Source organism: Streptomyces phaeochromogenes, assembly GCF_001418655.1.
Lineage (GTDB): Bacteria > Actinomycetota > Actinomycetes > Streptomycetales > Streptomycetaceae > Streptomyces > Streptomyces phaeochromogenes.
In genome coordinates this window covers 1-23290 of record NZ_LIQZ01000211.1, presented here as the reverse complement: position 1 = coordinate 23290, position 23290 = coordinate 1, and the positions used below count along the sequence as shown (strand labels likewise).

Below are 23290 nucleotides of genomic sequence, written 5' to 3'. Positions count from 1 at the left end.
GCAAGGGCACGATGTTCTTGTCCAGCGTGATGGTGTCGGTGGGCACCGTGCTGTCGTCCACGGCCAGTTCGAGCCCACGGACCGGATGCGTGTCATCTTCAACCCGTCGTTCATCTGGCGCCGGCCGCACATGCTGGCCGCCGTGCTGATCTCGGCGAGCTTCTTCGTTGCGGGAATCTCGGCCTGGTACCTGGTCAAGGGGCACGCGAAGGGCTTCGCCCGCCGCTCGATGTCGATCGCGCTCGGGATCGCCGGGCTGCGGATGCCCGTCCAGCTCTACCTCGGTGACATTCCCTGCCTCGGCAGCTACATCGCCAAGGACCTCACCTGCAAGACGGCCATGCCCGGCCTCAAACTCACTCCGGCCGCCGACCGGCCGGACACGGCCGCGACCTTCTGGGGCCTCCGGCCTTCCACCGCTTGAGTCACAGCGGCAGCTTCCGGAACGGCACGCGTGCAACGACCAACTGAAATCCACCACACGCGCCCCACAGTCTCCGTGTGGAGTTTCCCCGCAGCACCCCTTCTGTTAGCCAGGTCTGGCTACCTTCGCCTCGCCCGGTCCGGTACAGGAGAGGCCCATCCATGAGCACCCCGATCCACCGCACCTCGACACGGCAGTCTGCAGCGGTCCTGACGTCGGCCCAGCAGCGTCGGGAAGGGAGCCGGACCGGGAGTACGTCCGCACGCTCGACGGAGCACGCCCTCCTCGCGATGCAGTCCCGCGCCGGCAACCGGGCCACGACCGCGGCGGTGCAGCGCGCCCGGGACACCGCCCGAGATCCCGCCCGGGACACCGAGAGAGACAGAGCGGCGGAGAACGGCGGCGCGTCCGCCGGAGCGAAGAAGAACTATCGCGACCGGATCGCCGCGCTCCTCGACAGGTTCAAGAAGAATCTCGAACCCATCGACACCTTCATCAAGGGTTTCCAGACCCCCACCAACGCGGCCTTCACCCAGCAGGCCGCCGTCTCGGCCAATGAGGGCCTCAAGCACTCCGCCGCCGCCTCGGGGACCTCCGCAGCGTCGGGGAACCTCCTCACGGAGGCCGCCGGCACCGTGGTCAGTGGCATGGACGCGTACAAGAACATGAAGGACGCCAAGAAGCACGAGACCGGGGCCAACCACCACACGGCGAAGAAGAAGGCCAAGACCAAGGGGGCCGACGCGGTTGTCGGCGCCGCCAACTCGGGAAGCTACAGCGCCGCCATCGCCAAGGAGGTGACCAAGGTCCAGAAGGCGGCGGACGCCGCGGTGGCGTCCGAGGCGAGTGGTATCGCCAGCGCTTCCATCGGCGCGATCAAGGGCATGCGGTCCGCCTTCCGCGTCGGGGGAGCGGCCCGCAAGTACAAGGAGGTCAAGAACCTTGGAGATCCCCATGTCGTCCACGCGGGGTCACTGGCCCGGCTGAACGAGTCGCGGGAGCAGGCCGGCTGGGCCGCCGCAGAGGCTTACGTCGCGCTGGACGCCTACTGGGGCCATGAAGGCCAGGAACGGCTGGAGCTCGTCTCCGAGGCCATCGACGCCGCCTGGGAGGCGATGGGCGAAGCCCGTGACGCAGCCGAGAGCCTGCAGCGCGCCGAAAAGGACGTGGAAAAGCTGAGCACGGTGCAGGGGTACGCGAAGAAGAAGCAGCTCACCAAGATGGGCAAGGAGACGGTCAGCGGCGGGGGCGAGTCCACCAAGGCCGCCGCCGGCATCGTGACGGCGGTCGCGGCGGGAACAGTCGGGCTGGCGAGCAACCCGGTCGGATGGGGCCTCGCCGGGGCCGGGGCCGGCCTCGTCCTCGGCGTGACCATGTACAAGGCGCTCCGCGCCGCCACGAAGCGCTACGAAGAGGTCCACCACCCCGAGCGCTGGGCGCCGAAGGGCGAGACCCCCGAGGAGGCCGCGTCCCGCAAGGAGTCACTGAAGCATGCCCTGAAGTTCTGGAAGAAGGTGTCGAAGGGCGAACGCCAGGCCATGGCGCGCGAGATCTACGCCCTGGCGGCGGGTCCCGACATCTCCGGGAGCGGCAGCACGACGGCCGAGATGCGGGAGTCCGCCAGATCCCTGCTCATCGCTCTCAAGTCCGGCCCTGCCAAGCACAAGCTGGAGCCGGAAGCGTGGGTTGAGACCCTCAACGACCCGGCGAAGACCGGCGATTGGATCCAGGAGATAGCGGAACAACTGGCCTCGGGGTGACCAACCCCGTTCTACTGAGCCGTCGACAGGTGCGCCACGCACGACGACCAGGCGGCGGGGCTGAGCGTGAGTCGAGGGCCGACGGTGTTCTTGGAGTCGCGGACGTGGATGGTGGCGGCGGTGGGGGCTATCTCGACGCAGTCGCCTGGTCGTTGCTGTCGCTGTAGCTGCTCTTGAACCAGTGGAGCTCTGTGGCGCTCATAGTTCTCCGAGCGTGCGCTGGATGAAGGCCGGAGACTCCCTCGGCGTGCGAGCCTGCGCGCGGATCGTGCCATACCGCAACCCGAAGGGTACGAAGATCCTTCGGGTTGGAGGCCGGGCAACCGTTGAACACACCTTCGCAACGCCCGACGGCCGTGCCGTCAGCGAACCTCAGCATCTGGATCAGGCCCTGTACTCCGGCATGCTCCTCGCGTTCGGTCGGCATGACCTGAAGCGTGACCTTGCGCAACCGCCCCACCTCCACGCCTCACCCGTCAAGGCTTCCTCACTCAACCTGGACGTGGCCGCTGCCAGAAACGGACTTACAGCCGCTCTTCGAGGGCTGGCATCGGTACGGCCGTCGGCCGCCACTCTCGCCTGATCAACCCGAACACCCACGAGTCGGATACCTCGCCGTTCACGACGCAGTCTTCCCGCAACGTCCCTTCACGCATGAATCCGATCTTCTCCAGGACCCGGGCGGATGCCACGTTGCGCGTATCGGCTTCGGCCTGGACTCGATTCAGGTCCAGTGTGTCGAATGCCCACTGCAGCAAGGCGTGCGCGGCCTCCGTCGCGTAGCCGTGGCCCCACATCGCTTCGTCGAGGATGTAGCCCAACGACGCGCTGCGGTAGTCCGGGTTCCATCCGGTCAGACCGCACCAGCCGACGAAGGCCCCGTCGGAAGCGCGGTCGATGGCCACCCGGGCTCCGGTGCCTTCGTCCGCCATCTTCCGGCACGTCGTGATGAAGCGTTCGGCGCGGGCCCGTTCGTTCCACGGCGGGGAGTCCCAGTAGCGCATTGCGGAGGTGTTGCTGTGCAGCGCCAAGAGGCGGTCCGCGTCGGCGCCTGTGAAAGGGCGCAGCTGCAGGCGAGCGGTGTGCAGTGTGGGGGTGGCCAAAGTCATGCGCACCATCTTGTGTCCTCATGGGGCGGGCAGAACACCGAATATTCGATCCGGGTCCGGCCCTCACGGCCAGGGCTCCGCCCACCAGCAGATCGTGCACAGCACGGCTACTCGGACGCTCGAGCATGGTTCCGAGATGCAACCACCTCTCACAGCTGGGTTGTCGGCTCGGTGGCGGGCGCGGACGCGACGGAGCGTGTGCCGACAGCAGGTGCCAGGATGATCGCCACGGCGGTGAAGGCGAGGACGACGATCATGGCAACGCGAAGGCCGTAGTGATCGCCGAGGAAGCCGAGACAGGGCGGCCCGACGAGAAACGCGACGTAGCCGATCATCGCCACGAGGCTGACTCGCGCGGCTGAGTTGGGCCCGGAATCACCGGCCGCCGAGAGAGTGACTGGGAAGCCGAGTGAGGCTCCGAGGCCCCAGAGGAGAACGGCGGCGCCCGCGAGGGCGGCCGAGTCGGCGAAGACGACAACGGCGATTCCGAAGGTCGCGCAGATGGCGCTGGCTCGGACAACGGGGGCGCGGCCGAGGCGGTCGATGAGGAATCCGCCGGCGAAACGGCCGATGGTCATGGCAGCGGCGAAGCCGGTGTAGACGGCTGACCCCAGGGCGGGGTCAACGCCGTGGCCGTCGACCATGAGCAGGGGCAGCCAGTCGTTGGCGGAACCCTCGGCCAGTGCCATGGCCAGGATGACCCCACCGATCAGCAACAGTCGTGGGTCCTTCCAGACCCGCACCGGGGCCTGTGTGGTGCTCGCGTCGGACTGCGAGCCGTCGTCTCGGGTCTTGCCGACCTCATGGGGAATGGAGCGGAAGGCATAGACAAACATGGCTGCCGTGACGGCGGCCATGGCGGTCAGGTGCCACTGCACCGGGAAGGAGACAGCGGTACACAGGATTCCCAGCGCGGCCCCGACGACGGTTCCCAGGCTGAAGAAGCCGTGGAGCGTGGGCAGTACCGTCCGTCCCGTGATCTGCTCGACGTCGGCGCCATCGATGTTGATCGCGACCTCTCCACCGCCCATTCCGGCGCCGAAGAGGAACAGTCCGGCAGTGGTTACCTGGGCGGAGGAGAGCATGGTCCCGAGGCCGATCACCGCCATGCTGAGGATGATCAGCAGCGTTGCGGCGCCCATGACGGGCCGGGTGCCGAACCTGGCCACGAGCGTTCCGGAACTGAGAATGCCGATCATGGATCCGACTGACAGCCCGAACAGGACGATGCCCATCTGCGCGGTAGAGACGTCGAGTCGGTCCCGGATGTCGGGTGTCCGGGTCACCCATGAGGAAATCGACAGGCCGGGTATGAGGAAGAAGAGGAACAGCGCCGCCCGGCGGCGGCGCGTGGCCGGGTCCATCAAGGGCTGTGCTCTTTCATGTGTGTAGGACGACTGTTCACAGGACCGCCGCCAGCGACTCCAGCGACGCCAGGTAGTCGGGACCCACGGGGGCGAGGATCGCACTCGTGACACCCGCGGCGAACAAGTCCGCCAAACTGGACCGTGCCTGTTCCGGCGTGCCCGCGACGGCGAGCTGTCGTACCCATTCGTCCGGCAGGGCGCGGGCGAACTCCTCCGCGCTGTCACACCGTGAGCGCAGGGCGACGAGGTCGTCGTAGAAGGGAAGCGGGGCGATGTGGGGCTGCCAGTCCGGTTCTCCGACCACTGCGAGGGCGGGACGGGCGGCTGCCAGTGCGGCGGCGGGATCGTCGTCGATCGCCGCGATGTTGTACGCGACCAGACGGTGGGGGCGGGTGGGCGCGATGTGCTTGAGGGCTTCTGTCACGTAGGCCGGTGTCACCGGTTCAGCGAGGAGAGTGCCGTCGGCCACGTCACCCGACACGGCCAGGGACTTGGGACCGCGCACGCCCGCCAGGACGGCGGGAGCCGCAGCCGGAGTGGAGCTCTCGTGCAGTCGTACTCCGTCGATATGCACGTACTTCCCGTGCTGATCCACGAGTTGGCCGCTCAGCAGCGACTTCAGGACGGTGATGTACTCGGCCAGGAGGGTCAGGGGGCTCTTCGGCCATGCGCCGACGCTCCGCATCCAGGACGGCATGCCGTGGCCGACGGCGAGGTCGAGGCGATCGGGATGCAGTTGGGCGAGGCTCGCGATCTCCATCGCGGTGAAGGCCACATTGCGGGCGGCGGCCGGCAGGAGTCCGACGCCGACCCGGATCCGCGTGGTGGAGGCGAGGACGGTGGCCGCCTGTACGAGTCCGCCTCGGTAGCCGAGGTCCTCGACCACCCACAACTCGTCGAAGCCGTGTTCCTCCGCACGCCGGGCGAGGGGGATGATGTCCCGCGTCGGAGTGTCGCGGGGCAGGAGGACGCCGATGGTGCCGTCCCGTGTCGTCATGGTGATCTCGACCTCCGCAGGTTCACGCCGCATGGCGGCTGGGTGGTTCGTCGCACGCCGGTCGGCCCTGGCTACGAGCCTTCGACGTCTGAATCCCGGTCTGGACGCGGCAGTGAGGATGCGTGCTCGGCGTCAGGTCCATTGACCGCGACGGTACCGGCCCGGACACCGCGGGCCGGCGTGAGGGCCCGGTCGATGCCGTGGGACCAGACGGTGGCGGCCGGCCCGCAATCGGTGTCGTCGGCTACGGCGAGCGGCGAGTGCTTTCTCGTCGGCGTCGAACGCAGGCACCGTGACGACCGGGCCGAGGCCTCCTCCCGTGCCACGGCCATGGCGGGGGAGACGTTGTCGATGACGGCGCGCGCGACGAACCGGCCGCCGGAGTCCTGGTGCAGTTCTGGCCGGCATTGCGGAACGCGGCCTCGGCGAGATCGGCCGCCACGATCTGAGGGCTCTTGCCCCACATCCGAGGACGATGTTCTTCGGGTTGCTGTCGGCCGCGTAGCGCAGGAACACCTTCCCGACCTCCGTCGAACCGGCGGAGCAGAGCACGTCGACGTCACGGTGCACGAACCGCGCAATCGCCGATGAGCTGCCCCGGCCCCGAGTGCGGGAGATCCGGTTCAACTTTTTGGACAGGTGTAGACAGGTCTGGAGGTCGGGGTCTAGTTTCTAGACATGCCTGGACAGGTTTACAAGCATCATCGTGTCGCTCATGTGCTGGCCGAGGAGATCCGTGCGGGTGTGCATGCCGACGGCAGCAAGCTGCCCGGCGAGCACGCACTGCGGGAGCGGTTCGGGGTGAGTCGGACGACGGTACGGCAGGCCCTCGGGGTCCTCGGCGAGCAGGGGCTCATCGAGACGCACGCCGGCATCGGGTCGATCGTCACCTTCGACGGCGCTCCCCTTGACCAACAGCTCGGCTGGACCCGCGCACTCGCCGCACAGGGCACGGAACTGACGACCGAGACCCTACGTTTCGAGCGGATACGGGACGATGCTCTCGCCGACGAACTGGGCCTGGGATCAACCCGGTTCATTGCCCTCGACCGTGTCCGTCGGCTGGCCGACGGACACGGCGTCTCGCTGGAGTTCAGCCGCGTGCCCGCTGTCGGTAGCCTCGCCGACCTGCCCGAGCGCGGACTGGACGACGGTTCCCTGAGCCGCACCCTCGCGGCGGCGGGCCGCGTCCCCGACTCCGGTGAGGCGCACATCGCCGTCGCCGGACTCGACACGGACGAGGCCGCGATCCTGCACCGCTCGCCCGGCGAGTCCTTCCTCCGCGTCTCCCAGGTGTTCCGGGGCGCGGACGGGGACGTCGTCGAGAAGGTCACCAGCCTGCTCGATCCGTCCCGGTTCCAACTGCACGTACGGACTGGCCGAGGAGCCCAGCTGTGACTTCCACACCCGATCCCGTCCTGCTCGACCGCGCACTCGGTGCCTTTTACGGGCTTGCGCTGGGCGACGCCCTCGGGATGCCGACGCAGGTCATGTCCCGCGCCGATGTCGTGCGCGTCTACGGCACGCTGAGCGGCTTCGAGCCCGCGCGGTCCGACAACCCGGTGAGCGCCGGGATGCCGGCCGGATCCGTCACGGACGACACCGACCAGGCGGTGATTGTGGCTCGGCTCCTGGTCGAGGGCGACGGGCATGTCGATCCCAGGCGGTTCGCCGAGGAACTCCTGTCCTGGGAGAAGGAGATGAAGGCCAAGGGGTCGTTCGACCTGCTCGGGCCGTCGACGAAAGCGGCCCTGGACGCGGTGACGCGCGGCGTCGACCTCAAGGAGGCGGGCAAGTACGGCACGACGAACGGCGCCGCGATGCGGGTGACGCCGGTCGGTATCGCGTTCGACACCGCCGACACGGAACGCTTCCTGGACCGGGTCGTCGAGTCCTGCCAGGTCACGCATGACACGACCGTCGGGATCGCGGGAGCATCGGCCGTCGCCGCAGCCGTCTCTACGGGCATTGCCGGTGGTTCACTCGACGATGTCTTCGAGGCCGCGATCACGGTGTCGGCGGCCGGCGCCCGGCGCGGGCACTGGACCGCGGGCGCCAGCATCTCGGCGCGTATCGCCTGGGCACGCGAACTGGTGGCCGGCCTGGACACAGCAGTGGCGCTCGACCGGATCGATGCTCTCATCGGCACCAGCGTCGCCAGCCAGGAGTCGGTCCCGGCCGCGTTCGCGGTACTGGCCCTCACCGACGGCGACCCGTGGCGCTCCGCGCTGCTGGCCGCGAATCTCGGCGGTGACAGCGACACCATCGCTGCCATCGCGGGTGGCATCGCGGGGGCCGTGGCGGGGTTCAGTGCCCTGCCCGGCGACGCCGTACGCACCCTGCAAGAGGTCAACGATCTCGAACTGGGATCTCTGACCCGGCAGTTGCTCACCTACCGCACCCGCTGAACCCTTCCCCCTTCCCCCTTTTTCCCTCTGTACCGAGCACAGGCAAGGAGGTCCCGCGATGGCTGCTTCAACGAAGAACGACCGCGTCGGCACCGTGGAGACCCGTGGGATCGAACCGGTCCCCGACAGCGAGCGGCACGGTCACGCGAGCCAGATGTTCTGGACGTGGTTCGCCGCCAACATCTCGATCCTGGGTCTGCCGCTCGGCGCGACCCTCGTCGCCTTCCGCGGCCTGAACATCTGGCAGGCCGTCCTCGTCGCAGTCTGCGGTTCGGTGGGCTCGTTCGCGCTGGTGGGCGCGTTGAGCATTGCGGGCAAGAAGGGCGGGGCCCCAGCCCTGACGCTGTCACGCGCGGTGTTCGGGCAACGCGGCAACCACGGGCCGACCCTGGTGACCTGGCTGAGCCGGGTCGGCTGGGAGACGATCACCACGACCACAGCGGCGTACGCGCTGCTCGCCCTGCTCAACACGGTCTTCGGGGCCGGCCGGGGCACCGTCCTCACACTGCTCTGCCTGCTGGTCTTCATCGCCTGCACGCTGATGATCAGCGGGCTCGGGCACGCCACCATCATGTGGATCAACAAGTGGGCGACCGTGGTCTTCGGAGTCCTGAACCTCGTTGTGATGGGCTTCCTCGTGGCGACCGTCGACTGGTCGAAGGTGCTCGACAACCCGGCCGGCCCGGTCAGCGGCGTCATCGCAGGCATCGGCTTCATAGCGGCCGGCACCGGCATCGGATGGGCCAACGCCGGTGCGGACTACGCCCGTTACCTGCCGAGGGCGATCCCGGGCATGCGGCTCGTGCGCGCCTCGGCGTTCGGGGCCGGCATTCCACTCGTGCTGCTGATCTCCCTGGGCTCGCTGCTCACGGCCGGTGATCCGACGCTCGCCACCTCCGCCGATCCGGTCGCGGCGATCAACGCGATGCTGCCGTCCTGGATGGCGGTTCCGTATCTGATCGCGGCGTTCGGTGGACTGCTGATGTCCAATCACCTCTCCACCTACTCGGCCGGATTGACGATGATCACGCTCGGCATTCGTGTGCCGCGTGCCTGGGCGGTCGTTCTGGATGTCGTCCTGATGTTCCTCGGTGGCATCTACTTCATGCTCGTCGCAGACGACTTCTACGGCCCGTTCAGCACCTTCCTGACTCTGCTCGCCGTGCCGATCTCTGCCTGGATCGGTGTCATCGCCGTCGACATGGTCCGAGGTCGTCACTACGACCCGGCCGGTCTGATGGACAGGGGACGCGGCAGCCGCTACTGGTACACCGGCGGGTTCCATCTGCCCGCCGTCATCGCGTGGCTGGCCGCGATCGCAACCGGGCTGCTCTTCACCAAAGCCGCGACCGGCGCGGACGATGTGTGGTTCGCCGGGCCGTTGGCCGATTCCTGGCTCGGCACGAACGGCCTCGGGTGGCTCATCGCGATCGTCACGGCTGGTGCGACATACGCGCTGCTGGGACGGCGTTCATCGGTGACCGCCGACTCCGCCACCGGTTCCGCCACGCTTGAGGAGGCCACCCGATGAACAACGACTACCGTGTCGTCCTCGCGGGGAACGTCATCGTCGACCTGGTCATCAACGTGCCCACTCTGCCCGAGCGCGGTGGCGATGTCATCGGAACCCGCACCGAGCTGTACGCGGGTGGAGGCTTCAACACACTCACCGCGGCCCGTCGGCTGGGTGCCGAAGCCGTGTACGCCGGGCTCCATGGCACGGGCCCCTACGGAGAGTTGGTGCGTGACTCGCTCGCGGCGGAGGGCATCGGGCTGGTACTTCCGGAGCGCTCCGACGGCGACACCGGGTTCTGCGTGGCTCTGGTCGACGGAGGAGGCGAGAGGACCTTCGTCACGAGCTTCGGGGTCGACGCACGCATGACATCGGAGGAGGCGGAGACGATCGCCGCGTCCGTGCGCGGCGGCGACCTGGTTCAGGTGTCCGGCTACAGCCTGGTGATGCAGGTGAACGGCCCTCTGCTGTCCCGCACGGTCGCAAGCCTCGCGGAAGACGTACGGGTCTGCCTGGATCCCGCGCCGCTTGTTGCGGACATCCCGGCCGAGGTCCTCGACCCGGTACTGGCCCGGACCGACTGGTTGAGCTGCAACGCGCGGGAGGCCCAGCTGATGACGGGGATGGCGGAGCCGGGGGAGGCCGCGCACGCGCTGCGCGGGCGCCTTCGGAGCGGGGCCGGCATCGTCGTACGGGCCGACAAGGACGGATGCTGGCTGGCGGCACCGGGCTCTCTCGACATCGTGCACGTCCCCGGGTTTCCCGTGAACGCGGTCGACAGCAATGGGGCCGGCGACGCGCATGTGGGCGCATTCCTGGCACTGCTGGGACGCGGAGCATCTCCCTACGATGCGGCGCGCGGGGCGAACGCCGCGGCGGCTCTGGCGGTGACACGGCGGGGTCCCGCGACCGGGCCGACCTCGGACGAACTGGCTGCGCTGCTGGGCGAGGAGAGGTCGAGAACGTTGGGACTGAGCTGACGGTCTCGGGCCTCGACCTGCGACGGGACAGGGCATGCCGCTGACTCTGTGACTCTTCCCGCAGGAGTGGGCGGATGACCAGCGGCCCCACCGGCCCGACGAGAGTCGGCGGTCCCATCGGCGAGACCGGCCCCGGTGGGCTGCTGTCAGGCCCGACGCCCAGCGCCGGCGAACTGGGCCGGGCCCCATCGATGTGCAGCGCGCCCTGGCTCAGGAACTAGACCGCGTACGCGAGGTCGCCGTCGCCTGGCGCAACGGGCTGGCCGCGATCTTGGCGGGACTGGTCGGCTTCGGCCTCATCAAGGGGCGCAGCGATGTCGGGCAGGCGGCCCCGCAATGGGCGGTCCAGGCCGGGTTGTTGCTGTTCGCGGTGCTCGTCGCCGGCGGACCAGGCGCCCTGAGCCTGTTGCGCGCCGCGCACGGCCGCCCTGCCTGTGTACGGGTCTGCTCGTGGCCGCGGTCGACCGTCGTACTGAAGGCTGACGGTCGAGACCACCGTGGACCAGACACAGGCCGACTCCGTCACCCCAGTCCTTACCTGCCCGGGGAGGACCCCGACTCCGTGAAGAGGAGTCACACGAGTTTTGGGCCGACTTGGGTGGGTTTCTCTGTCAAGACCGTGTTCCGAGTGATCGCGGGTCGTCTCAGAAGTGTCTCAGGAGTGTCATCGGGAGACCTGGGTCGTGAGGCCGTCCGTGTTGTGGATGACGGACCGCGAAGCAGACGCGGCCGCACCACTTGAGAGGCCCAACTGCCATGAAGAACAAGCGCCTTGGGATGATCGTCGTATCCGCCGTTGCCGGTGCGCTCGTGCTGACCGCCTGCAACGGTGAGGACGCTGCGACCGGCGCCGGGGCCGGCGCCGCGGCGAGCAGCCCGACCGCCGGCGGACACGCGTCGGCCGGCAGTGGGCACGCCGCCGGGGGCCAGACAGTCCAGGGTGTCGGCCGGTGGGACAAGAACAAGGAGGACGCGACCTTCTTCGGGTCGGTCCTCAACGGCGCGAACGAGGTGCCGATCGAGGGCGGACCGGCCGTGGGTGACAAGGACGGGCACGCGCTCGCCCTCATGCGGATTCAGGGCGACCAGGTCTCCTACGCGTTCACTTTCACCGGGATCGGGACGCCGACCCTGGGTCACCTTCACAAGGGTGTCAAGGGTGTCAACGGCGATGTGAAGATCCCGTTCTTCACGAAGAAGCTGGAGGACGGCAAGAAGTTCGTCTACGGCACGGTCACCGTGAATGATCAGGACCTGCTGGAGGGCATCAAGGCCAACGCCGAGAACTGGTACTTCAACGTCCACACCGCAGAGTTCCCCGGTGGCGCCGTGCGTGGTCAGGCCTACAAGCTCTCTTCCGGCGTCCACGTCCCCGACACCATGACCCCGGAGACCCTCAACTCCCTCGTCAAGAGCCCCAAGTAGCCGTCACGCCCACCAAGCCCGGCCGGTCGGCCCCGCCCAGTGGTTGACGCCAGTGCTGTTCGGTTCCCTGTGAGCGCGGGGGAGTAGAGGGGCGGCGCCGTCCGAGGTCGGTCTCGATTCCACGAGGCCGGTTCGTCGATGGCGCCGCCCCATACGGGTGTTCGGTCAGACGACCGGGAAGTTGTCGGGCGTCGCGATGCGGTCACGGATCCACACGCCCGCGGGCTTCAGGGGCGAGGTGCCGGTCCAGGGTCCGTTGCTGTTGCAGGTTCCGGTCTTGAAGACGGCCCCGGAACGGTTGTCGTCGGAGAAGTTCCAGTTCGTCCAGCTGATCTTCTTGCTCGCCATGAGGTCGAGGTAGCGCTGGGACATGGCGAAGTCGTTGCTTCCCTCGCCGGCGTAGTTCTGGGTGCCGAACTCGGTGACGAAGACCGGGAGCCGGTCGGCGGCACGCGAGAGGGTCGCCAGGTACTCGTCGCGGTGCGAGTACGCGTAGAAGTGGAAGGTGTACATGATGTTGGTCGCCCGGACCGGGTTGTTGACCACTTCGGACTCGTCGGCGCCCTCGGAGACGCCGAACGAGGACCATGCGCGGGTCCCGACCAGTACGGGGGCGTCGGAGTCGATGGCGCGGATGGTCGGGATGATCTGCTCCGCGTAGCTCTTGATCCGCGACCAGCTCACCCCGCTGGGTTCGTTGGCGATCTCGTAGAGGATGTTGTTCTTGTCCTTGTTGCGGTTGGCGATGTCGGTGAAGAACTGCCGGGCCCTGCTCAGGTTGGTGTTCGGGTCACCGGGGGTGAGCATGTGCCAGTCGACGATCACGTACATGCCGCGGTCCGTCGCCTGCTGGATGAGCGAGTGGGCGAGGTTGGTGAAGTGCTGAGGGTTCGTCTCGTACCCGCCCTCCTGCACATAGGTCGAGACACGCAGGACGTCGGCCTTCCAGTCCTGCGCCAGGGCGTTGAGTGAACCGCTGGTCAGACAGTGCGGGTACCACTGGGTGCCGTGTGTGCTCATGCCGCGCAGCTGGATGGGGTTTCCGCGGCTGTTGCACAGCTTGGTGCCACAGACCTTGAGCTGTCCGTTGATGCCGACCGGCGTGGTCGCCGCGGGTGCTGCGGCCTTCCGGTGGGTGGTCGCGGAGGCCGAGGTGGAGGCGGCGGCGGTGGGGAGGACGCTCACGAGCAGGAGCAGGACGCTGCCGAGCAGGGCGGCGAGCGCAGCGGGGCGCAACGACCGTGGGGGTGCCGTCATGCGAACTCCGATCACATAGCTGTCCGATAGGAAACTTTCCTATCAATAGAGAAGCAAGGGACCCCGCCCGTATCAAGAGTCCTGACGGCATCCGCAGTTCGAGGCGTTCACATCTGGAAGTGAACGTCGGGGCGCACGTGCTGGCTTGTCGGTGATCGCCGCCGACGGCGAACGCCGTGCTGGTCAGCTGACGCCGAGGCTGCGCAAGGGGCCATGTTCTCCGGTCCGCGGCCGGTGCGGATGCGGCTGTCGGCGGACACCCGAGTGTGCCCAACCGGGTACGGATATACGTGCTCGCCCCGGTGTCGGCGTATCCGATGTCCGAGCTCCGTGACCGTTGCCGCGCAGAGCGTCCTTCGGATCGGTGCTGTCAGCGGCTTGTCGTAGGGTCCCGGCAGGAAGTTCCCCCTCTCTCGGAGTCCTCGTGCCGCAGCTTGCTCGACTCGTGACCACAATCGCTGCCCCACTGGCTTTTTCCAGAGCCGACGACGCGCCCCGCCTGGAGTGGCGAGCCGGAACGCGGCTGCTCATACAGCGCGGTGACACGGAGCTGATCGTGCAGAACCTCGAGCCGTCGGCCACGGCCGAAGCCGTCCGCTTTGTGGCCCCCTGGCCACGCAGGTACGGTCAATGCGCGGTCTCGCCTGCTGGTGATCTGGCCGTCTTCGCCGGACTCCACGCGCTGCAGGCCCTTGACCCGGCGGGAAACGTGCGGTGGGAGGTGCGGCACCGCTGCTGGGCAGGCTGCGCGGGGCACGATGCCTTCACCGAATACGCCAACGAGCGAGACCATCGGTACGTCGGCAGCGGTTCGGCCGGGTTCTCCGCAGACGGGACACTGGTGTGGGTGCACATCCGCGGGCCCCTGGCCTGCGACCGGGGCCGCGGAGCAGACGAGTGGCTGGTCATCGCCGCCGAGGACGGTACGGTGCTCGCCCGCGCAGCGACGCACACGGCAGCCGCGGGTTCCGACCACATTTCACATCCGGACCCCGATCAGATGGGTCTGAGCATCGGTGAAGGACAGGACGGCTCTGCGCTGCGCTGGGGACGCTGGAACGGACACACCCTTGCCATCGACAGCTTCGGCGACCAGGACCGCGTCCTGCTGGCGGTGAGTCCCATCGGAAACCGCCTGCTCACCGTCACCCACGACCAGGACACCCTGGCCCTCCACCGGGTCACCGACGGCACGGTGGAAGCCGAACTGTCTGCTACCGCACTCCCACGACACCCCGAGCTGGAATCCGAGCAGTTTGAAACCTTCGAGGGCGACGAGGCACAGGCGTTCTTCGACTACGAGGGTGGCTTCCTCGACGAGGACACCGTCATTGTCGGGACAGTCGAAAGCGACGAAGAGTTCGGCACGGGCCGGCACTGGCTCATCGATGCGGCCCGTATGCGACTGACCGACCAACTGGTCTACCCCTTCGAGGTGCCCAGCCTGCCAAGGGTCCTCGGCGACGGCACCTGGTACACCGTGTCCGCCACCGAGACCGCTGTTCATCTGTGGACCTTGTAACAGTGCTTCCGGCCATCGCACACTTCCGGCGCCGAGCACGTTCGCCCGTACCCGGCTGAGCACATAACCGAGTACGCCAACAGCGGCCGACGACCTCCGCGAAGGTCGTGTCGCTCACGAAGTGCAGCCGGTTTTCGATGCCCAGTGAGGGCGTGCCAGTTCGCCGAGCTGCTGCGGGGACGCCTGCGTCGAGGGCAAGTCGATGATCGCGTGGATCGTCCTGCGGGCCCCGTGGCGGGCGGTGGCCCGGCTCCAGCGCAGCGAGCGCAGCGCCGTGAACACGGACGGCTGGTCGTTCTTGACCACCAGCACGTAGTGCGCCTGCTGGTTCCGGGAGAGGAAGCGGACGTGCTCGCCCTGGGTGTGCAGCACGTCGGCGGTGACGACGACCCGGGTGGTACCCACCCGGGCCAGGGTGGTCGCGGAGCCGCAGCGGCCCATTGCCCGGCCGCCATGTATGAGCGGACGCCGGCCACCACCGTGGGCGCCGCGATCAGCGCCACACTCACGAACGGATGACGTACTCACTGCCTACGGCGTGGGTCCGGAAACCTGACCAGCCGATCGGAGGACTTGGGAAGGTCATCTGCATCAGGGGGGTTTCGTTGTGTCAGGCGCGGCCACCCCGCACTGGGGCGTTACAAGTTCACGAGACTCCGCGACGGCCCCGCGACGGGACCTGCCATGCTGAGCAGGTTCGATTCGATCCTCACGCCTTGGAGGTTTGATGCGTGCAGGCGTTGTTGTCGCCGCGCAGCCCGGTGTGGAGGAACTCGCCGTGCGGGCCGAGGAGTTGGGCTTGGACAGTTTCTGGGTCAACGACACCCCGATGGTGCACGGTGACCCCTTCGTGGCCTTGAGTCTGTGTGCGAAGGCCACCAGCCGCATCAGGCTCGGCATCGGCGTGACCTCGCCGGCGCTGCGCTCGGCCCCGGCCGCCGCGAGCGGGCTCGCCAGCCTCAACGCCCTGGCGCCGGGCCGGATCATCTGCGGAGTCGGCACCGGAAACACCGCCCGGCGCACCCTGGGTATGCGGCCGACCACGGCGGCCAGGCTGGAGCACTTCACCGTCGCGCTGCAGGACCTGTGCGCCGGACGTCCGACCGAGTATCGCGAAGGTGACCGGGTCCACGACATCCGATTCCTGCATGCCGGGGCGCATGTGAACACAGCCGACCCGATCGAGTTCGTCGTGGCCGCGCTGCTCGGACCGAAGGCCGCCGCCGTCGCCGGCCGCCGCGGCACCGGCCTCATCTCGTTCGGCCTGCTGGATCCCGCCGCCTGGCACGCGCTGCACGACACCCGCCGTCACGCCGCCCAGGGCACACCCCGCGACTCCGACTCCCACACGGGCTCCCGGGCGGACTCCTACGTGGTCACCTCGCTCCACCTGCTCGACGAGGACGAGGACCCCCACGGCGACGCGGCCCGGGACGCGACGGGCCACCTCGTCCTGTCACTGCTGGCCTTCGCCGCCGACGCAGCCGCCGAGACGCCGGCTTTCGCCGAGCAACTCGGCCCCGAGGAACGCGAGGCGGTGCGGCGGCTCCTCGACCGGCGCGGCACTACCGCCACCGCGCCGGACCGGCACACCAAGCTCTACCCCAACTACCTCGGACGCATCGCACCGCAGGACCGGGACCTGGTTCTGCCCTCGCTGATGAACACCCTGGCCCTGGTCGGCACCCACGACGACCTCCTCGCCCGCATCACCACCCTGGAACAGGCCGGCGTCGACGAACTCCTCATCCAGCCGGTGGTCGACCCGCCCGCCGAGATGGCCCAGCTCGCGAAACTCCTCACCTGAGCCGACCCACCTGGATGTACCGAGAGCAACGACTACTTCGCTGATCCGGGGTTTTCGTGCTTGTGGGCATTGAAGCGCGCCTTCTTCTGACGATTTCCGCACGTGTTCATGTCGCACCATCTGCGGGTGCGGCTTTGGCTGGTGTCGAAGAAGGCTGCTTGGCAGGTTGGCGATGCGCACAAGGCCAATTTCCCGTCTCGTTCGCCTGCGACGATGCTGATCGCGTCGGCGGCGATAACGCCCAGGGCGTCCTCCACGGAGGAAGCCGGGCCAAGTCGCCATTCCCGATTGCCCTCGGGCGTCAAAGCAGCCGCGGCCCGACCCTGAGTGCTGCAGTCATTGATGACCTGGACAGCAGACGCGGGCAGAGGAGCTCGGCTCGCGGCTGCTGTCGCGGCGGCGTGAATTGATTCCCTCAGTTCCCAAGCGCGTTCGAGCTGGGCGGCGGTGCAGGACTCCACGGCGAGGCCGCTCACCGCCAGCCAGTCGACGAGTCGGTTCGGCGTGGGGATGCGCTCCACGGTGTCGCCACGGCGCTCCGACAGGGTCCCCGTGAAGCTGGTCGCCAGCACCTTGCCGAGACGGAAGTCAGGGAACCGAGCACTCATGGAACCACCTTAGCTGGTTGTGTGCTGGCATCGAGACTGCTAGAACCGTCTTAGCCGGTTCCAGCAGATTCCAACAGGTTCCAAGCCGGTTCCATCGATGATCAGGAGGTCTCATGTCCACGCACCGGTGCGTCACCGACGCTGCGGCCGCCATTGATCGTGGCGTTGTCACCACGTCGGCTCACCCCGGCGGGGGCATCTCATGAACCGTCCAACCAGCGACGTGCAGGCATTCGAAGCCCACGCAACCGACGCCGACCTCGACGACCTGCGAGCGCGACTGGCCGCGGCACGTCTTCCGGAAGCTGAGACGGTCTACCGTGCCGCGCCCGACCCCCGCCGATGGGATCAGGGCGTTCCTCTCGCCGACCTCGTCGATGTCGTGAACTACTGGCGCACCGGGTACGACTGGCGGTCGTTCGAAAAGCGCCTCAACCAGATCGGACAGTTCCGCACGACCATCGACGATCTGGGAATCCACTTCCTGCACCGTCGATCCACCCGCGCGGACGCCACCCCTCTGATCCTGACGCACGGCTGGCCGGGCAGCATCGCCGAGTTCACCCATGTCATGGACGAACTGGCCGATCCGAAAGACGCAGACGCGCCGGCGTTCCACGTCGTGGCCCCGTCGCTGCCAGGTTTTGGGTACAGCGACAAGCCGGCCACCACCGGGTGGGGAATCGAGAAGATCGCCGCGGCGTGGGTGGAGCTGATGGGGAGGCTCGGCTACAGCAAGTTCGTGGCCCACGGAGGCGACTGGGGAGGTGTGATCACCACGGTTCTCGGCGGCAGGTTCCCTGCGCACGTGCTCGGCATCCACACAACGACCGCGCACGCACCGCCCGGGTTGACAACGGACGGGCTGACGGTGGACGAGCGCGAATGGGCCGAGGAAACCCGCGATTTCTGGGGCGGCCCCCGTGCGGCATACGCGAAGCAGCAGTCGAGCCGGCCGCAGACCGTCGGCTACTCGCTCGTCGACTCACCAGTCGGGCTTCTTGCCTGGATCCTTGACAAGTTCGCTGAGTGGACGGATACCGAAGACAGCCCGTTCGAGACGATTTCCATCGACAAGGTTCTTGATGACGTCACCCTGTATTGGCTGACGCGGACCGGCGCATCGTCGGCCCGCATCTACTACGAAAGCCACAACTCGCTCGACCCGGAACTTCGGGTCGATGTCCCGTCGGCAACCAGTGTGTATCCCCGCGACATCGAGAAGTGTCCGCGTGCCTGGGCACAGGAGCGGTATCGGCAGATCGTCCGATGGAGGTCGCCCGAAACCGGGGGACACTTCCCGTCGCTGGAGGTTCCCGAGTACTTCGTCAAGGATCTGCAAGAGGGCCTCGCGGCAGTGCTGGCCGCCAGGGGTAGTCGGTCGTGATGTTGTCGACCCTGGCGCGTCCGTGAAGCCCGTGTCCAGGCAGTAGCGGCGGCGGAAGGGTCCACAGCAGGAGATCCCCCGGGGAAGGGCCCGGGGGATCTCCTGCTGTCTCGGGCCGGATCTCACATGTCGACGCCGACGTACTGCTTGCCCTGGTCGTTCACCACGATCACCGATTCGACCTCGTCGGGAGCCACGGCCGCGGAGCCGTTGAGGCCGCCCTCGCCGGGCTGGGGGCTGGCCGTCGGGGAGGGTCCGGGGGAGACGACCCAGCTCGCGGCCGTCTCCTGGTGTCCGTCCTTGGAGACCACCACCAGCCGGCACCGCTCACCGCTCGGGACACCGGCGACCGAGGCGTTCACGCGGACCCACTGGCTCGCCGGAGTGAGCTCCACCGTTATCGAGGCCTTCGTGTCGCTGTCCGTCGCCGACGCGACCCTGAGCCCCTCCTGGGGCGGCGAACTCGACGTGGACGGTGAGGTGGAGGGAGATGCGGAGGGAGTCGCGGAGGGAGGTGCCGCCGTGACGCTTCCGGGGTCGTTGCCCCCTGCCGCGTAGCCCCCGAGAAACAGGATCGCCGCCGACGCGGCGGCACCCAGCCCCACGGCCAGGGACCGGCGCCGCCAGGCGCTCGTCTGCTCGGCACGCACCTGGCGCAGGGTGCGCTGGAGCAGCAGGTCCCCGTCCTCGGGCGGGCCTTCGAGGAACGCCTCCGGCGGAACCTCGCCGAGCGCCGCCTCCATCTCCTGAAGCGCGGTCAGTTCCATTCGGCATTCCTCGCACTCGGCGGTGTGTTCCTCGAGTGTCGACCGCTCGTCGGTCCCCAGGACGCCCAGAACGTAGGCGCCGAGCAGTTCGCCGTTCGGATGCTGCTGCTGTGTGCTCACGCCGCCCCCACCTTTCGAAGCTTCAGGGCACTCCCGGGGTTGCTGGGGGTGTACAACTTGCGCAATGCCTTGAGGGCGTGATGGGCGCGGGACTTGACCGTACCCTCCGGTATACCCAGCCGTCCCGCGGCTTCCGATGCCGTGCGACCGCGGTAGTAGATCTCCACCAGGACTTCCCGGTGTTCGGGCTTGAGCTTGCTGAGCGCGTCCATCATGACCACCGAGTCGACCACCTCCTGGGAGTGGTCACGGTGGACCGGCGTAACCGTCTCGGTCTCGGCCACCTCGTTGGGGCGGGCCGCCTTGGCCCGGTACCGGTCGGTGACGATGTTCCGGGCCACCGTGAGCAGCCAACCCCTCAGTGATCCTTGGGGGTTGGCGATGACCTCGGGGTGTCGCCAGGCCCGGATCAGTGTTTCCTGCACCACGTCCTCGGCGGCGGCCCGGTCGCCGGTCAGCCGCGTCGCGTAGGCGAGCAGGGCCTTGCCGTGCTCGGCGTAGAGCGTGCGGATCAGTGCTTCATGACTCGTGGCCTGTGGGCCACGAGATCGTAGGATCGCCATGTGGTTACTCCATCCCCGTGGGTTCACCAGAGACACGAAGTGCTGCCGGGGCAGAGTTCGGAGTCGCACAGTGACCTGCGTCACTGATATTTGGCGTTCAAGCACCGTGTGTCTTGTTACCGAATGACGATGCGCCAGGGCCATCTGTGACGCGTGGGTGACCGGTCCGGGACGCGTGGCAAGAGCGGTCGTGCGCATCGTCTTCCAACTTTCCGTAGGCCGCCGCCACTTCAGCGGCGCTTCAACCTGTCCTACGCGGCGAAGGCCGGGTTCGGGTCTCTGCGCGGCGGGATTCATGTGATTCCGCCGTGGATGCTGCGCCTTTCGGGGCGGAGAGGAAACGGCCCTCTGCGGAGCAGGAGCGGCCGAACGCCTCCGGTAACATCCGCTGCCCTGTTGGGCCGGGGACGGGCCGCCGTCCGTCCTTGCGGACGTCGGTTCTCCCGTCGCCGCCCGTCGAATCCGATGACGGCCGCGTTCGCGGACGGCCCCCGCCGTTTCGGAATGCGGCTCAGGAAGAGCCCACGATCTCCCCGGAGTTGTGCGGGTTGAGAAACATGGCCTCCTGCGGCACATGCGCCGGCACACTGTCCCGCGGGTCGGGGCGGGGAACGTAGACGGGGGCGTCTGTCCGGTAGAAGAGGTCGATGTCGGCCTCCTCACCGCCGACGATCAAGGTGTCCCACGCCCCGCTCTCCAGGAGGGTCCGCAGGGTGTCGGGCCCCAGCGCCGAGAGGTGCTCGCGCAGTGCCTCGTCAGTGGGCAGTCCGGGCAGGCGGGGCGCCAGCCGCTCACGGATGGCGCCCATGCGCTCGACCAGCAGGTCGAGGTCGGACCGCTGCGGCTCCCGGCTCGGGTCCGGCTCCATGCTGCGCGCGACGATGTCCTTGATCGCACGGGTGACGCCCTGCTCGTCGGTGGTCACCATCGCGTTCCAGGCCCGGCTCTTGTGCCGGTACTGGAGCATCGACATCGCCGCCTCGTGCCGGATGAAGTCGGCGTCGCGCAGCGGACGCCCCTGCCAGGCCCGGCTCAGGGAGCGGGCGAGCGAGGTCGCGGACGCAAGACCGCTGTTGAGGCCGCGACCGGGCCAGAAGTGGATGGCATTCGCCGCGTCGCCCAGAAGAAAGCCGAAGGTGCCCGGTGACGTCCCCGTCGGACGGGTGAGCTGCGCCGTGAACCGCGGGCGCTGCACCATGTCCAGACGGAACGAGGTGATCGCGGTGAGATCGTCATCGGCCACTCCGAACAGCTTGAGACCTTCCCGGATGCGCTTCCACAAGGGGGAGTTGCGCAGCAGGGCGGGAAGGAAGAGCGTGCCGTGCGTGGGGCAGACGAACTCGTTGTCCTCCGCGCGGCCCATGACGCAGGGCCGCGCGGCGATGCACTCCTCGAAGACCTTGCGGACGGGATCGATACCGATCACGTTCTCGGCCTCCTCGCGGGTCAGCCGCATGTTGAGGAAGCCCTCGCCGCGCAGCGAGTTGAGCAGGAACCGGTTCTGCGCCACGGTCAGCAGCACGCTCATCGGATCGGGCAGCGCCGACTTGACCCGCAGCCCGAGCACGACGTCCTGGAGGTGCTCGCCGTCGAGGGAGTAGACCGAGGAGTCGGCCGCGCCGAAGCGGTCGGCGTAGTACTCGCGGGTCCGGGAGCGTCCGCCCTCAGCGATGACGAGGACATGCTGCCGCGCGATGCCTTCCTGCTGCTCCGAGACCTCGAAACGCTTGGGGACGAGCCTGATGGCCGGCCTCTGGTTCGCGAGCTGCAACAGCCGGTCCTCCACGTGGGCGATCCGGATGTTGCGCGGAGGCCGGCCGTCGACCGAGTCCGGTCCGACCGGCCACATCTCCGAGTAGCCGCCCGCGTCGAACAGCGCCTCCCGCACCTCGTCGGACAGCGCCATGTACTGCCGGCTCTGGACGGTCACCACCTGCCGGCGCCGGACGTTGCCGAGCTTCTCGTCCTTCCAGACGACGCTCGATCCCTCCCTGGCCCAGCGCCCGTCGTGGACGGTCACGGCCACCCGGCCCCGGAGCTGTTCCTCAAGGGCCAGGGCGAACGCGAGACCGACCGGCCCGCCCCCGCTGACCGTGACCTGGAGCGTGCCGGGGGCGACGGAGGTGACGCGCGGGGCGTCGAGCAGGGAGAGGTCCATGACCGTCTCCATCGCGTCCTGCGCCTCGTAGAAGAAGGTCTCGTCGCCGATCCTGATGCAGTCGTTGGGCCGCAGGACGTGCCGTGTGACGCGCTGCCCGTTGACGTGTGTTCCGTTTCGGCTGTCGCGGTCGTAGAGCACGTGAGCGGCGTCCTCGGTCACGATCTCGGCGTGCAGACGTGAGGCGCTGGCGCTCACGATGACGATGCCGTTGTCGCTCTTGCGGCCGAACGACAGTGACGCACCGTCCAGAACCATGCTCTGACCAGTGAACGGACCTGTGCGTCCCACGATGACGGATGGCACTGCGTACTCCTCGTGATGGTGCTCGGCTGCGAAGACCCGCCCGCCCCCGTGGCCGTTTCGGCGCGAGGGCGGACGCGTACGACACCAACACGTAGGTGATCCGGGACCGGGTTCAATGACTCCGATTCCGGTTCCGGTTCTTGTACCGGTTCCTGTACCGGAACCGATCGGTCTCGGACCGGACTTGGCTATGCCCCCGCGTCCGTGCACGTGATGGAGAAGGGCACCGTGTTCGAACTCGTCAGTTCGGGACCCTTGACCTGCACCCCGATCTCGCTCTTGAAGGTTCCCGATTTGTGCCACGCCGTGAGCCGTACCGTGTCCTGCCCTGTACGGTCGCCGCCCTCCGGGAAGGTGACGGTCCGCCACTCCCGGTCGACGACCGAGCCGTCCTTGGACACCCAGCGGTAGGTGAGCTCGGCCGGTGCCTGGTCCACGGCGAACGTGACCGTGAACGTGGGCGCTTGCTCCGTCGGCGGTGGACAGAGGCCCGAGTAGGTGGTGTTGGCCCCGGTCACCGTCACACGGATCATCTGGGCTCCGGCACCCTCCTGACCCTGCTGGTCCGAACTCGGCGCGGCGGCTGGCTCCGCGTCGTCCTTCGAGCCGCCGTCCGCGTTCGTGGACGGGGAAGCGGAAGGGGAACCGGTCGCGTTGGCCCGGTTCGTGTCCGCCGTGCCGTTGTCCCCCTGTCCGGTCAGGGCGTAGCCCAGACCGGCGATACCCACGACACAGGCGACGGCTCCGGCGACGAGGACGGCGGTAATGCGTCGGTTGTGCCGTGGGGCCTCGGGGGCGGGTGGCGTGTAGGG

At 68.2% G+C, this 23290-nt stretch carries 21 protein-coding genes and 3 pseudogenes; 10 read left to right on the top strand and 14 right to left on the bottom strand.

Going from position 1 to position 23290, the window contains the following annotated elements:
• Window positions 1-85: 85 nt before the first annotated feature.
• Window positions 86-424 carry a cytochrome ubiquinol oxidase subunit I gene (locus AOK17_RS27035; protein ID WP_055615161.1) on the top strand — a complete coding sequence of 113 codons (339 nt, stop codon included), beginning with the start codon at window positions 86-88 and terminating at the stop codon, window positions 422-424.
• A 161-nt stretch (window positions 425-585) separates the two neighbouring features.
• A complete protein-coding gene (locus tag AOK17_RS27030) occupies window positions 586-2184 on the top strand; it encodes a hypothetical protein (RefSeq protein ID WP_055615160.1) in 1599 nt (532 codons plus the stop codon).
• Window positions 2185-2195: 11 nt separating this feature from the next.
• On the opposite strand, the pseudogene AOK17_RS48895 reads toward AOK17_RS27030, so the two are convergent.
• The 6 genes and pseudogenes from AOK17_RS48895 to AOK17_RS54015 form a co-directional block, all read right to left on the bottom strand.
• Window positions 2196-2386 (bottom strand): annotated as a pseudogene (locus AOK17_RS48895) (DUF397 domain-containing protein).
• Window positions 2383-2650 (bottom strand): annotated as a pseudogene (locus tag AOK17_RS52525) (Scr1 family TA system antitoxin-like transcriptional regulator); the annotation flags it as partial. The pseudogenes AOK17_RS48895 and AOK17_RS52525, both read right to left, overlap by 4 nt.
• 58 nt (window positions 2651-2708) lie before the next feature.
• Complete coding sequence (locus AOK17_RS27020) at window positions 2709-3293, bottom strand: GNAT family N-acetyltransferase (RefSeq protein ID WP_055615169.1); 585 nt, start codon at window positions 3291-3293, stop codon at window positions 2709-2711.
• A gap of 149 nt (window positions 3294-3442) precedes the next feature.
• Entirely contained in the window at window positions 3443-4657 is a 1215-nt protein-coding gene (locus AOK17_RS27015; protein ID WP_055615158.1) for an MFS transporter, read from the bottom strand.
• Window positions 4658-4694: 37 nt separating this feature from the next.
• Window positions 4695-5690 carry an LLM class flavin-dependent oxidoreductase gene (locus AOK17_RS27010; RefSeq protein WP_425424637.1) on the bottom strand — a complete coding sequence of 332 codons (996 nt, stop codon included), beginning with the start codon at window positions 5688-5690 and terminating at the stop codon, window positions 4695-4697.
• A 38-nt stretch (window positions 5691-5728) separates the two neighbouring features.
• Window positions 5729-6121, bottom strand: a complete 393-nt coding sequence (locus AOK17_RS54015) for an aldehyde dehydrogenase family protein (RefSeq protein WP_157881401.1) — start codon at window positions 6119-6121, stop codon at window positions 5729-5731.
• Between the two features lie 214 nt (window positions 6122-6335).
• On the opposite strand from AOK17_RS54015, the gene AOK17_RS27005 reads away from it, so the two are divergent.
• From AOK17_RS27005 to AOK17_RS26990, 4 genes are read left to right on the top strand one after another with little or no spacing between them, the layout of a single operon-like run.
• Window positions 6336-7055, top strand: coding sequence for a GntR family transcriptional regulator (locus AOK17_RS27005; RefSeq protein ID WP_055615157.1), 720 nt, complete (start codon window positions 6336-6338; stop codon window positions 7053-7055).
• A complete protein-coding gene (locus AOK17_RS27000; protein ID WP_055615156.1) occupies window positions 7052-8065 on the top strand; it encodes an ADP-ribosylglycohydrolase family protein in 1014 nt (337 codons plus the stop codon). Before AOK17_RS27005 ends, AOK17_RS27000 begins: the two co-directional genes overlap by 4 nt.
• A 58-nt stretch (window positions 8066-8123) precedes the next feature.
• Window positions 8124-9596 carry a purine-cytosine permease family protein gene (locus AOK17_RS26995; RefSeq protein ID WP_055615155.1) on the top strand — a complete coding sequence of 491 codons (1473 nt, stop codon included), beginning with the start codon at window positions 8124-8126 and terminating at the stop codon, window positions 9594-9596.
• Window positions 9593-10558 (top strand): PfkB family carbohydrate kinase, encoded by a 966-nt coding sequence (locus tag AOK17_RS26990; RefSeq protein WP_055615154.1) that lies wholly within the window; start codon window positions 9593-9595, stop codon window positions 10556-10558. Before AOK17_RS26995 ends, AOK17_RS26990 begins: the two co-directional genes overlap by 4 nt.
• A gap of 217 nt (window positions 10559-10775) precedes the next feature.
• Here the strand turns inward: AOK17_RS26990 and AOK17_RS26985 are convergent, their stop codons facing one another.
• On the bottom strand, window positions 10776-11084 hold the full coding sequence (locus tag AOK17_RS26985; RefSeq protein ID WP_157881400.1) for a hypothetical protein: 309 nt from the start codon (window positions 11082-11084) through the stop codon (window positions 10776-10778).
• Between the two features lie 251 nt (window positions 11085-11335).
• On the opposite strand from AOK17_RS26985, the gene AOK17_RS26980 reads away from it, so the two are divergent.
• Window positions 11336-11983 carry a CHRD domain-containing protein gene (locus tag AOK17_RS26980; protein ID WP_055615152.1) on the top strand — a complete coding sequence of 216 codons (648 nt, stop codon included), beginning with the start codon at window positions 11336-11338 and terminating at the stop codon, window positions 11981-11983.
• 165 nt (window positions 11984-12148) lie between these two features.
• Here the strand turns inward: AOK17_RS26980 and AOK17_RS26975 are convergent, their stop codons facing one another.
• Window positions 12149-13240: a glycoside hydrolase family 5 protein gene (locus tag AOK17_RS26975; RefSeq protein WP_206190839.1), complete on the bottom strand. Its 1092-nt coding sequence runs from the start codon at window positions 13238-13240 to the stop codon at window positions 12149-12151.
• A gap of 445 nt (window positions 13241-13685) precedes the next feature.
• Here AOK17_RS26975 and AOK17_RS26970 point away from each other — a divergent pair, with 445 nt between their 5' ends.
• On the top strand, window positions 13686-14762 hold the full coding sequence (locus AOK17_RS26970; protein WP_245697378.1) for a hypothetical protein: 1077 nt from the start codon (window positions 13686-13688) through the stop codon (window positions 14760-14762).
• 114 nt (window positions 14763-14876) lie between these two features.
• On the opposite strand, the gene AOK17_RS26965 is transcribed toward AOK17_RS26970, so the two are convergent.
• Window positions 14877-15167, bottom strand: coding sequence for a hypothetical protein (locus AOK17_RS26965; protein ID WP_157881399.1), 291 nt, complete (start codon window positions 15165-15167; stop codon window positions 14877-14879).
• A gap of 322 nt (window positions 15168-15489) precedes the next feature.
• Between AOK17_RS26965 and AOK17_RS26960 the strand changes: the two genes are divergently transcribed.
• Window positions 15490-16569 carry an LLM class flavin-dependent oxidoreductase gene (locus tag AOK17_RS26960; protein ID WP_055615149.1) on the top strand — a complete coding sequence of 360 codons (1080 nt, stop codon included), beginning with the start codon at window positions 15490-15492 and terminating at the stop codon, window positions 16567-16569.
• A gap of 32 nt (window positions 16570-16601) precedes the next feature.
• Here the strand turns inward: AOK17_RS26960 and AOK17_RS48890 are convergent, their stop codons facing one another.
• Window positions 16602-17177: a CGNR zinc finger domain-containing protein gene (locus AOK17_RS48890; protein WP_079053307.1), complete on the bottom strand. Its 576-nt coding sequence runs from the start codon at window positions 17175-17177 to the stop codon at window positions 16602-16604.
• A gap of 202 nt (window positions 17178-17379) precedes the next feature.
• Here AOK17_RS48890 and AOK17_RS26955 point away from each other — a divergent pair, with 202 nt between their 5' ends.
• A complete protein-coding gene (locus tag AOK17_RS26955) occupies window positions 17380-18564 on the top strand; it encodes an epoxide hydrolase family protein (RefSeq protein WP_055615148.1) in 1185 nt (394 codons plus the stop codon).
• A gap of 122 nt (window positions 18565-18686) precedes the next feature.
• On the opposite strand, the gene AOK17_RS26950 is transcribed toward AOK17_RS26955, so the two are convergent.
• From AOK17_RS26950 to AOK17_RS26935, 4 genes and pseudogenes are all read right to left on the bottom strand, one after another.
• Window positions 18687-19451 carry a zf-HC2 domain-containing protein gene (locus tag AOK17_RS26950; RefSeq protein WP_055615147.1) on the bottom strand — a complete coding sequence of 255 codons (765 nt, stop codon included), beginning with the start codon at window positions 19449-19451 and terminating at the stop codon, window positions 18687-18689.
• On the bottom strand, window positions 19448-20014 hold the full coding sequence (locus AOK17_RS26945; protein WP_055615146.1) for a sigma-70 family RNA polymerase sigma factor: 567 nt from the start codon (window positions 20012-20014) through the stop codon (window positions 19448-19450). Before AOK17_RS26945 ends, AOK17_RS26950 begins: the two co-directional genes overlap by 4 nt.
• A 511-nt stretch (window positions 20015-20525) precedes the next feature.
• Entirely contained in the window at window positions 20526-22463 is a 1938-nt protein-coding gene (locus AOK17_RS26940) for an FHA domain-containing protein (RefSeq protein ID WP_281198639.1), read from the bottom strand.
• Window positions 22464-22666: 203 nt separating this feature from the next.
• Window positions 22667-23290: pseudogene (locus AOK17_RS26935) on the bottom strand (serine/threonine protein kinase); the annotation flags it as partial.

What these genes read in the sequence shown, in the direction of transcription:
- AOK17_RS27035 (WP_055615161.1), top strand. Translation starts at nt 86, where the DNA reads ATGCGTGTCATCTTCAACCCGTCGTTCATCTGGCGCCGGCCGCACATG.
- AOK17_RS27030 (WP_055615160.1), top strand. Translation starts at nt 586, where the DNA reads ATGAGCACCCCGATCCACCGCACCTCGACACGGCAGTCTGCAGCGGTC.
- AOK17_RS27020 (WP_055615169.1), bottom strand. Translation starts at nt 3,293, where the DNA reads ATGACTTTGGCCACCCCCACACTGCACACCGCTCGCCTGCAGCTGCGC.
- AOK17_RS27015 (WP_055615158.1), bottom strand. Translation starts at nt 4,657, where the DNA reads ATGGACCCGGCCACGCGCCGCCGCCGGGCGGCGCTGTTCCTCTTCTTC.
- AOK17_RS27010 (WP_425424637.1), bottom strand. Translation starts at nt 5,690, where the DNA reads ATGCGGCGTGAACCTGCGGAGGTCGAGATCACCATGACGACACGGGAC.
- AOK17_RS27005 (WP_055615157.1), top strand. Translation starts at nt 6,336, where the DNA reads ATGCCTGGACAGGTTTACAAGCATCATCGTGTCGCTCATGTGCTGGCC.
- AOK17_RS26995 (WP_055615155.1), top strand. Translation starts at nt 8,124, where the DNA reads ATGGCTGCTTCAACGAAGAACGACCGCGTCGGCACCGTGGAGACCCGT.
- AOK17_RS26990 (WP_055615154.1), top strand. Translation starts at nt 9,593, where the DNA reads ATGAACAACGACTACCGTGTCGTCCTCGCGGGGAACGTCATCGTCGAC.
- AOK17_RS26980 (WP_055615152.1), top strand. Translation starts at nt 11,336, where the DNA reads ATGATCGTCGTATCCGCCGTTGCCGGTGCGCTCGTGCTGACCGCCTGC.
- AOK17_RS26975 (WP_206190839.1), bottom strand. Translation starts at nt 13,240, where the DNA reads ATGACGGCACCCCCACGGTCGTTGCGCCCCGCTGCGCTCGCCGCCCTG.
- AOK17_RS26960 (WP_055615149.1), top strand. Translation starts at nt 15,490, where the DNA reads ATGCGTGCAGGCGTTGTTGTCGCCGCGCAGCCCGGTGTGGAGGAACTC.
- AOK17_RS48890 (WP_079053307.1), bottom strand. Translation starts at nt 17,177, where the DNA reads ATGAGTGCTCGGTTCCCTGACTTCCGTCTCGGCAAGGTGCTGGCGACC.
- AOK17_RS26955 (WP_055615148.1), top strand. Translation starts at nt 17,380, where the DNA reads ATGAACCGTCCAACCAGCGACGTGCAGGCATTCGAAGCCCACGCAACC.
- AOK17_RS26945 (WP_055615146.1), bottom strand. Translation starts at nt 20,014, where the DNA reads ATGGCGATCCTACGATCTCGTGGCCCACAGGCCACGAGTCATGAAGCA.